We start from the raw sequence: 10,450 nt of genomic DNA, 5'->3' as shown, positions 1-10,450 counted from the left end.
GAAATAAGTTAGATAGTAGAGCAAAAGGTGCATTAAGCAAAGCAAAACGTGGATCAGATGTTCAAATATTTGAAATTGAAGCTAAAGCTAGTGGTGTGAGCGTGATACTTAAAAAAGTATCTCCAGTTTTTGTTGAGCTAACAAACTAAAATTATTAACATTTAGTTTTAGAGATAAAAACGTAAAATAAGAATAAGATGAAACATCCATATAGGCTAAAAAGTTAATTGTTTAGCTTATAGTAAGTATGAATGTTACATGTGACCATTGAAGAACAATAAATATTAAAAACATGAATTTAAAGAGTTTGTTATTAACCGTTGCAACTGTTTTTACAGCATCAAGTATGTTCGCACAAGCAAATATATTAAATGCTAAAAGCCCTGAAGAAATAGGTGTAAGAACAGAAGCTCAAAAGGCAGTCGACAATGATAAACCATTAGAATATGGTTATGTTGACGATAGAGATATCTTGTTTTCTAAGATGGTTTGGGAAAAAGTAGTTCTAGATGAACGCTCTAACTTTCCGTTATACTACCCTATTGATACCAATAATATTGGTAGCGATAGAAGATCATTATATGATGTACTTATGAAAGCCGTTAAAGATGGTGACATAAAAAACATTTATGATGACTCTTATTTTACAACAAAACGTACATTAAAGGATATTGAAGCAGCTTTAGTTATGATTGATACTACTGAGTTAGGTATTGAGCAGTTAAATGCTGGTGAGCAATTGTCTCCAGAGTACATTAACAGAAGAGATATAACCGCCGCAGATATTAAGGAGTATCACATTAAAGGTCTTTGGTATTTTGATAAGCGTCAAGCTGAAATGAAATACAGATTACTTGGTATTGCCCCAGTTGCTCCAGATGTTAACTTTATAGATGAAGAGGATCCAGATCTAGTACCTTTATTTTGGGTGTTTTTCCCAGATGCTAGAGAGGTTCTACATGAAGCTAAATCATTCAATAATGAAAATAGTTCTATGCCATTCTCTTTTGATCATGTTTTAAACGCAAGACGTTTTCATGGTTATATTTTTAGAGAAGAAAATGTACAAGGAGATAGAGCTGTAAACGAGTATGTTTCTGAAAATGCTTTAATGCAATTGCTAGAATCTGAAAGGATTAAAGATAAAATTAGAGATTTTGAACTTGATATGTGGACATATTAAAATTCAGAATTAATTAAAATATTTAAAAACGCCCACTTTTTTAGTGGGCGTTTTTTTTATTATTTCTTTCCAAATAGAAACTTCTTTTCTAATTATCTTCGCAATATGATGGAAGTAGATTATATAGTTGTAGGTATAGGAATTGCTGGTATTAGCTTCTGCGAGCAATTAAGAACTAATAATAAAAGCTTTGTGGTATTTGATAATGCATCGCAGCAATCATCAACAGTTGCAGGTGGTTTGTACAATCCTGTCGTTTTAAAAAGATTTACATCTGTTTGGAAAAGTGAAGAACAGCTAGAAATCGCATTACCACTCTACGCAAGTATTGAAAGACGACTAGGTGTTAAGCTAGATTATAAAATTCCAGTTTACAGGAAATTTGCATCACTTGAAGAACAAAATGATTGGTTTGCAGCATCAGATAAACCATTACTTTCAAAACACCTTTCAGCAAGTATCATTAGAAATGAAAATGATGCTATAGACGCTCCTTTTGGTTTTGGTGAAGTTTTAAAAACAGGCAGAGTAGATGTTAAAACCATGTTAGAAGTTTACAAAACAGACCTGTTGAAGAATAATTTATTGATAGAAAGTGTTTTTGATTATGATGAATTAATAATAGAAACTGTTAATATTAAATATCATAACATAGTAGCAAAAAACATAGTATTTGCAGAAGGTTTTGGTATTAAAGAAAACCCCTTTTTTAAGCAATTACCATTAAACCCAGCAAAAGGAGAATTAATAACCATACATGCACCAGATTTAAAAATAGACTATGTTCTAAAAGCCGGTGTTTTTTTAATTCCTTTAGGAGAAGATTTATATATTATTGGAGCAACTTATGAGTGGAAAGATTTAAGTAACAAAGTTACTAATGAAGCAAAAGAAGAGTTATTAAGCAAACTTAAAAAGCTTATAAATAGCCCTTTTAAAGTAGTAAGTCAAGTAGCAGGTGTAAGACCAACAGTTAAAGATAGAAGGCCTTTGGTAGGCCAACATTCTATATATGAAAACATGTACGTTTTAAATGGTTTAGGAACTCGTGGTGTGATGATTGGGCCTTATGTGGCTAGACAGCTTTATAATTTTATTGAAAAAGGAATTCCTTTAGAAAAAGAGATTGATATTAAGCGTTTTGAATAATTATTTCTTAGCCAATGTTTTATCGTAATGCATAAACAGGTTTATCCAAATATTTCTAGATAATCTTAAAATTAAGGGCATAAAAACTACTAATGTTCCAATAATAGATGCAAAAACGATATTAATTCCTGCTTCAAAAACAAAATGCGAAATAATAAAAGCCGCAACAGCAAACCCAATTCCAACACCATAACTAACATACATTGAGCCATAAAAGAATGAAGGTTCAATCTTATATTTAGTCCCACAATTAGAGCATTTTTCGTGCATACTTAACGCTTCAGAAAGATTATATGGGTTTTTATTTGTGTACATAGATTCCTCATGACATTTTGGGCAAGTTCCTGTTAGAATACTATATAATTTTGTTCCTTTTTTAAACATAATATTTGTGTATTTTTGCAAGCGCAATTTACAGGGTAAAAATACATTTTAATAATAAACGTTCTGTAATAAAAGTTACATTTCTATGATGAACATTCACAATTTATCCATTTCATTTCAAGGAGAATACCTCTTTGAAGACATTACATTTAAATTAGGAAATGGTGATCGAATAGGGCTTATAGGTAAAAACGGAGCAGGAAAATCTACAATGCTTAAAATTTTATCTAAAGAAATGGAGCCCGATACTGGGCAAATTGCAGCAGATAAAGAACTTAAAATAGGGTTTTTAAAACAGGATATTGATTTTGTTTTAGGTAGAACAGTACTTGAAGAAGCCTATGAAGCTTTTACGGAAATTAAGGGTTTAGAAGCTAAAATGGATGCTGTTAACACACAGTTGGCAGAACGTACGGATTATGAAAGTGATGGTTATCATCAATTAATGATTGATATTAATGACCTTCAACATCAATATGAAATTTTAGGAGGTTATAATTATCAAGGTGATACAGAAAAAATTCTTCAAGGATTAGGTTTTCAGCGTCATGATTTTGGAAAACTAACAGATACTTTTTCTGGAGGTTGGCGTATGCGTATTGAGTTAGCAAAACTATTACTTCAGAATAATGATATTTTATTATTGGATGAGCCAACAAACCATTTAGATATTGAATCTATTATTTGGTTAGAAGGGTTTTTAAAAAATTATGCAGGAGCAGTTGCCATTGTATCGCACGATAAAATGTTTTTAGATAATGTAACTAATAGAACTATTGAGATTTCATTAGGGCGAATTTATGATTATCCGAAGCCTTACACAAAGTATTTAGTTTTACGCGAAGAATTAAGAATACAGCAATTAGCTTCTCAAAAAAATCAACAAAAACAAATTGAGCAAACAGAGAAATTAATTGAAAAATTTCGTGCTAAAGCATCAAAAGCGACCATGGCACAATCGCTTATGAAAAAGCTTGATAAAATTGATAGAATTGAGGTTGATGCAGATGATAATAGTGTGATGACGCTTAATTTTCCAGTATCAATAACACCAGGAAAAGTGGTTGTTGAAACGGAGAAAATTTCAAAAAATTATGGTGATAACCACGTTTTAAAAAATATTGATTTGCTTATTGAGCGCGATAGTAAAACAGCTTTTGTTGGGCAAAACGGACAAGGAAAATCTACATTAGCAAAAATTATTGTTGGCGATATAAAATATAATGGGCATTTAAAGTTAGGACATAATGTTCAAATAGGATATTTTGCTCAAAATCAAGCAGAGTATTTAGATGGAAATAAAACCGTTTTAGATACCATGATTGATGCTGCAAATGAAACCAATAGAAGTAAAGTGCGAGATATTTTAGGGTCGTTCTTATTTCGTGGTGATGAGGCAGATAAATATGTACGCGTACTTTCTGGAGGTGAGCGTAACCGTTTAGCATTAGCAAAATTAATGCTACAGCCATTTAATGTGTTAATAATGGATGAGCCTACAAACCATTTAGATATTAAGTCTAAAAATGTGTTGAAAGAGGCTTTGAAAAAATTTGAAGGTACTTTAATTTTAGTATCGCATGATCGTGATTTTCTTCAAGGATTAACCAATAAAGTTTATGAATTTAAAGATCATAAATTAAAAGAGTATTTAGGTGATATTGATTATTATTTAGATCAACGAAAAGTTGAAAACTTACGTGAAGTTGAAAAGCGAACAGTTGTTAAGGAAACACCAAAAGAAAAAAAACAGCAATCCTACGAAGATCAAAAAAAATTAAAGTCATTAAATAACAAGCTAAGTAACGTAGAGTCTAAAATTAGTCAATTAGAGCGCGATATTAAAGCTATTGATGCTCAGTTGGAAATAAATTATGAAGAAGTAACTTCTAAGCCAAATTTCTTTGATAATTATCAAAAAAAGAAATCAGACTTACAAGGTTTTATGACAAAATGGGAAACACTTCAGTTTGAAATAGAAGCATTAGATAATTAGTTTTTTAAGTTTTTTTTAAGAAAATTAAATTAAACTTAAAAGTAGATTTGTAATCTAATAAGTTTAATATACTAACTAATGCGAAAAATTTTACTTGCGATAATTGGGGTTTTATTAATCGTGGCTTCTTATTTAGGTGCTAAACAATTAATTGCGAATAAGAATAAACCTAAGCCTGTTGAAGCAAAAGTTGTTAAAACTGTGTATACAGATACGGTTTTTAATAGTAATATTAAAATTGTAATTCAGGCAAATGGGAGCTTAGTAGCTAAGCGTAGAGTTGAACTTTATGCAGAAGTTCAAGGTATTTTTAAACCATCAAATAAACTATTTAAGCCGGGTCAAAAGTATAGTAAAGGAGAGGCTTTAATACGTATTGATGCATCAGAGCATTATGCAAGTGTGCAATCTTCAAAAAGTAATTTGTATAACGCAATAGCGGCTATTATGCCAGATTTACGTTTAGATTTTTCAGAAGTTTTTCAAAAATGGCAAACCTATCTTAATGGTTTCGATTTAAGTAAAACAACACCTAAACTTCCAGAAATGACTTCAGAAAAGGAAAATTATTTCATTACAGGTCGTGGTATTATTTCAAGTTACTATAATGTTAAAAATTTAGAACAACGCTTATCTAAATATAATATAGTGGCACCGTTCTCAGGAATTTTAACGGAAGCCTTAGTTACAGAAGGTTCTTTGATTAGAAGCGGACAAAAGCTAGGAGAATTTATAGATCCATCAGTTTATGAAATGGAGGTTGCTTTAAGTAAATCTTACGCAACACTATTGAAGGTTGGTGAAGCAGTAACTTTAACTAATTTGGATAAAACAGAGGCTTATACAGGTAAAGTGTCTCGTGTAAATGGTAGTATTGATGCTACTACACAAACCATTACTGCTTACATTGAAGTTAAGGACACTAAGCTTAAAGAAGGCATGTACTTAGAGGCTAACTTAAATGCAAAAGAAGAACAAGATGCTATAGAAATAGATCGTAATTTGCTGTTAGATAACGAACAAGTTTTTATAATTAAGGACAGTTTGTTAGATGTTATAAATGTAAAGCCAATTTATTTTTCAGACACAAAAGTGGTTTTAAAAAATATTCCAAATGGAACCATTATTCTTAAAAAAGCAGTGCCTGGTGCTTATGCAGGAATGCATGTTAAAGCAGTAGAAGTAAATACAACCACTAATGATTCTGTTCAATAATGAGAAAAATAATTGAATATTTTATAAGGTATCATGTTGCTGTAAATATTTTTATTATAGCGTTTTTTATCTTCGGTATTATTGGTGCATTATCGTTAAAATCATCATTTTTTCCACTTACAGAATCTAGAATTATAAATATATCTATAACCTATCCTGGTGCAGCACCACTTGAAATAGAAGAAGGTATTGTGCTTCAAATTGAAGATAATTTAAAAGGATTAAAAGGTGTAGATAGAGTAACATCAATTTCTAGTGAGAACAGCGGAAGAATAACTGTTGAAATTGAAAAAGGTGAGAGTTTAGATTTTATGCTGCTTGAAGTAAAAAATGCTGTTGATAGAGTACCGTCTTTTCCAACAGGAATGGAACCTTTGGTGGTTTCAAAGCAAGAAGCAATAAGAGAAACTATTTCTTTTGCATTAAGCGGACAGGATATTCCCTTAGCAACATTAAAACAGTTAGCACGCCAAGTAGAAACAGATTTAAGAGCCATAGATGGAATTTCACAAATAGAAATTTCAGGATTCCCAAACGAAGAAATAGAAATAGCAGTAAACGAAACCAATTTGTTAGCCTATAATTTAACATTTAATGAGGTTGCACAAGCGGTTAGTAATGCTAATATCTTGGTTACAGGTGGTAATGTGAAAACCGAAGCTGAAGAGTATTTAATTAGAGCAAATAATAAGCAGTATTATGGAAAGGAACTTTCTAATATAGTTGTTCGTGCGTCACCTGATGGTAAAGTGGTGCGTTTAAAAGATGTAGCAATTATAAGAGATCGTTTTTCAGAAACTCCAAATGCCACATACTTTAATAAAGAATTAGCAGTAAATATTTCAATAACAAGTACCAATAATGAAGATTTAATTTCTTCAGCAAATAAGGTTAACGAATATATTGAAGGGTATAACCAAAAGTATAATAATGTGAAAATTGACGTGGTTAGCGATAGATCTATCCCGTTAATGCAGCGTACATGGTTACTCCTTAAAAACGCATGGCAAGGTGTGCTTTTAGTATTAATTTTTCTATCTATATTTTTAAATACACGTTTAGCTTTGTGGGTGGCTTTTGGACTTCCTATTTCATTTTTAGGTATGTTTATTTTTGCAGCTCAATTTGATGTAACCATAAATGTATTATCACTTTTTGGAATGATTATAGTTATTGGTATTTTGGTTGATGATGGTATTGTAATAGCCGAAAATATTTATCAGCATTACGAAAAAGGTAAAAAGCCAATTCAAGCAGCAATTGATGGAACAATGGAGGTTATTCCACCAGTAGTTTCAGCAATTATCACAACACTTTTAGCTTTCTCATTATTCTTCTTTTTAGATAGTGGGATTGGTGAGTTTTTTAGCGAAGTTTCCGTTATAGTAATCCTTACATTACTTGTTTCATTATTAGAAGCACTTATTATTTTACCTGCTCATTTAGCACATTCAAAAGCATTAAGAGCTCAGAAAGCAGATAATAATCCCTCTAAAATAAAACAATTTTTCTCCTTCATGAAAGGATTAAATAGAATAGGAGATAAGATTATGTCTTTTTTAAGAGATAAATTATATTCTCCAGCTTTAAACTTTGTTTTAGAATTTAAAATGTTGTCTTTGGGCATATTTTTAGCGTTACTAATTTTAACATTTGGATCTCTTGGTGGAGGAATAATAGGGGTAACGTTATTTCCAAGAGTAGCCAGCGATACTGTTAATATTGAATTGGTAATGCCAACAGGAACTAATGTGAAAATTACCGATTCTATAATTTCTATGATTGAAGAAAAATCATTCATTGTAAATAAGGAGTTAACTGAGAAATATTTAAAAGGAACAGATAAACAACTTTTTGAAAATACTATTGTGAATTTTAGTAGTAGTTCTAGTGCCAGATTAAGAATTAATTTATTGCCAGGTGAAGAACGTCCAGATGAAATTCAATCATTTTTAGTAACTAACCGTTTAGAAGAATTAGTAGGTCCTGTAATTGGAACGGAGCGTTTAATTTATGGTTCTGGTGGAAATTTTGGAGGAAGCCCCGTATCGGTGTCATTATTAAGTAATAATATAGAAGAGCTTAAAGCTTCAAAAGAAGAACTTAAAAAGTATTTACAATCCAATCCATTATTAAAAGATATTGGTGATAATGATCCTGCTGGTATTAAGGAAATTAGGTTAGAGCTTAAAGAAAGTGCTTACCTATTAGGTTTGGATTTAAGAACAGTTATGTCACAAGTACGGTCTGGTTTTTTTGGCACGCAGGCACAACGTTTTCAGCGCGGGCAAGACGAAATTAGAGTTTGGGTACGTTATGATAGAAACAACAGAAGTTCTATAAATAACCTAGACGAAATGCGAATAGTAACACCAACAGGAGAACGCGTAACCCTTAAAGACATTGCTAAATATAACATTGTTCGTGGTGATGTTGCAATAAATCATTTAGAAGGAAAACGGGAAATACAAGTATATGCAGATTTAAAAAACCCAAGTACTAGTGCAACAGATGTTTTAGATGACATAAAAACCAATTTCGTGCCAAATCTTCAATCACATTACCCAACAATTACAGCTTCTTATGAGGGGCAAAATAGAGAGAAAGATAAATTAATGGGTTCATTAAAAGTTGCAGGACCAATTATTTTATTACTTATATATATAACAATTGCTTTTACATTTAGAAGTTATTCGCAACCATTACTACTCATTTTATTAATTCCTTTTAGCTTAACAGCTGTAGCTTGGGGACACTGGTTATTAGATTTTCCAGTAAATATATTATCACTTCTTGGAATTATTGCTCTAATAGGAATTATGGTTAACGACGGTTTGGTTCTTATAGGCAAGTTTAATAATAATTTAAAAGAAGGTATGCTGTTTGATGAGGCTTTAACAGATGCTGGGAAATCGCGTTTTAGAGCTATTTTCTTAACATCATTAACAACTATAGCTGGTTTAGCACCATTACTTCTAGAAAAAAGCAGACAAGCACAATTTTTAAAACCTATGGCAATATCTATTTCATTTGGGATTGCTTATGCAACTATTCTAACCTTATTAGTTTTACCATTGTTTTTGTCGTTTAGTAATAGCATTAAAAAGAATGGGAAATGGTTAGTAACGGGTGAAAATGTTACTAAAGAGGAAGTAGAACGCGCTATTAAAGAGCAAAAAGAAGAAGATGAGCATTAAATTTATTTTTTTAAACATTTTATTATTATCTCAAGTAACGCTTTTTGGGCAAGAATTAATTACACCAAACAAAGCGGTAAGTTTAGCCTTAGAAAATAATTACGGAATTAAATTAGCAAATAGTGATGTTCAAGTTGCTAAAAATAATGCTAATATTTTAAACTCTGGTTATTTGCCAACCGTAACAGGAAATGCTGGAGCTACTTATAATATTGATAATACAGAAGCCGAATTTTCAGATGGAAGTGTAACCGAGTTAAATGGTGCAGAAAGTTCTAGATATAACGCTTCTGTAGATTTAAATTACTCCTTATTTGATGGTTTAGGGAGAGCCTACAATTATAAGGAGCTAAAAGAAACACAGCAATTAACAGAATTACAAGCTAGAGAAACTATAGAAAATACCATTTTGCAATTATTTACAGTGTATTACAATGTAGCAGAGCTTGAGGAAAACACAAACGCTATTACCCAAACACTCACTATTTCAAAGGATAGACTCATTCGTGCAAAATATCAATTTAACTATGGTCAATCTACTAAATTAGGAATATTAAATGCAGAAGTTGATATTAACAACGATAGTATTAGTTTAATGAATTCTAAACAACAGCTAAAGAATTTTAAAAGAGATTTAAACCTTGTTTTAGGCAATACTTTATCTGAGGATTTTGATATAGACACAGCTATTAACTTCAATTTATTATTTGATAAAAATGAACTTTTTCAAAAAGCAAAATCTTATAATAACTCTTTACTACAAATAGATAAAAGCATAGCAATTAATAATTTAATAGTAAAATCTGAAAAATCGGCTTACCTGCCAACTGTAGATTTAACTGGAAGTTATGGTTGGAATAAAAGTAATAATAATGCAGCGTCATTTTTAGCTGTATCAACAAATACAGGGCTTTCTGGAGGTTTAAATTTAAGATGGAATTTGTTTGATGGAGGAAATACAATAACCAGAGTTAAAAACGCAAAAATTAATTTAGAAGTTCAAAATATTCAAAAGGAAGAGTTTTTAGTTACTTTAGAGCGCGATTTTAATAACGCTTGGGACGATTATCAGAATAAATTAAGTATTTACAGACTTCAGGAAGATAATATTAAAACTTCACAGAATAATTTTGATAGAACAGAAGAGAAATTTAAGTTAGGACAATTAAATTCTATTGAGTTTAGGCAAGCTCAAATAAATCTCTTAAATGCCGAGTTAATTAGGAATCAAGCAAAATATTCAGCTAAATTAGCAGAACTACAGTTGTTTAAATTAAGCGGAGAAATTTTAAATATTATTTTTTAATTAAGAAGATTTTAAAGAAG

The 10,450-nt window shown here is 30.8% G+C and carries 8 protein-coding genes; 7 read left to right on the top strand and 1 reads right to left on the bottom strand.

Annotation, left to right across the window (positions count from 1 at the left end; all coding sequences use genetic code 11):
- The 3 genes from BT151_RS19010 to BT151_RS17385 all read left to right on the top strand — a co-directional run.
- Nucleotides 1–149: GldM family protein (locus BT151_RS19010; protein WP_171946657.1), on the top strand; the 149-nt coding region annotated here is incomplete at its 5' end.
- A 143-nt stretch (nt 150–292) separates the two neighbouring features.
- The gene (gene porN / locus BT151_RS17390) at nt 293–1,183 is read left to right on the top strand and encodes a type IX secretion system ring subunit PorN/GldN (protein WP_072403628.1); all 891 of its coding nucleotides are present in this window, start codon (nt 293–295) and stop codon (nt 1,181–1,183) included.
- A gap of 108 nt (nt 1,184–1,291) precedes the next feature.
- Complete coding sequence (locus tag BT151_RS17385) at nt 1,292–2,332, top strand: NAD(P)/FAD-dependent oxidoreductase (RefSeq protein WP_072403627.1); 1,041 nt, start codon at nt 1,292–1,294, stop codon at nt 2,330–2,332.
- Here the strand turns inward: BT151_RS17385 and BT151_RS17380 are convergent, their stop codons facing one another.
- Nucleotides 2,333–2,716 carry a DUF983 domain-containing protein gene (locus BT151_RS17380; RefSeq protein WP_072403626.1) on the bottom strand — a complete coding sequence of 128 codons (384 nt, stop codon included), beginning with the start codon at nt 2,714–2,716 and terminating at the stop codon, nt 2,333–2,335.
- A gap of 85 nt (nt 2,717–2,801) precedes the next feature.
- Here BT151_RS17380 and BT151_RS17375 point away from each other — a divergent pair, with 85 nt between their 5' ends.
- The 4 genes from BT151_RS17375 to BT151_RS17360 all read left to right on the top strand — a co-directional run bounded on the left by BT151_RS17375 (nt 2,802) and on the right by BT151_RS17360 (nt 10,430).
- Nucleotides 2,802–4,712 carry an ABC-F family ATP-binding cassette domain-containing protein gene (locus BT151_RS17375; protein WP_072403625.1) on the top strand — a complete coding sequence of 637 codons (1,911 nt, stop codon included), beginning with the start codon at nt 2,802–2,804 and terminating at the stop codon, nt 4,710–4,712.
- 78 nt (nt 4,713–4,790) lie between these two features.
- A complete protein-coding gene (locus BT151_RS17370; protein WP_072403624.1) occupies nt 4,791–5,927 on the top strand; it encodes an efflux RND transporter periplasmic adaptor subunit in 1,137 nt (378 codons plus the stop codon).
- Nucleotides 5,927–9,124 (top strand): efflux RND transporter permease subunit, encoded by a 3,198-nt coding sequence (locus BT151_RS17365; RefSeq protein ID WP_072403623.1) that lies wholly within the window; start codon nt 5,927–5,929, stop codon nt 9,122–9,124. The genes BT151_RS17370 and BT151_RS17365 overlap by 1 nt, the downstream gene beginning before the upstream one ends.
- On the top strand, nt 9,114–10,430 hold the full coding sequence (locus tag BT151_RS17360) for a TolC family protein (protein ID WP_072403622.1): 1,317 nt from the start codon (nt 9,114–9,116) through the stop codon (nt 10,428–10,430). Before BT151_RS17365 ends, BT151_RS17360 begins: the two co-directional genes overlap by 11 nt.
- The last annotated feature ends 20 nt before the right edge of the window (nt 10,431–10,450 follow it).

It is taken from the genome of Flaviramulus basaltis, assembly GCF_900114265.1.
In the GTDB taxonomy this organism is placed as follows: domain Bacteria; phylum Bacteroidota; class Bacteroidia; order Flavobacteriales; family Flavobacteriaceae; genus Flaviramulus; species Flaviramulus basaltis.
The sequence above is the reverse complement of the archived record's forward strand: the minus strand, read 5'-3'. Positions and strand labels throughout refer to the sequence as shown.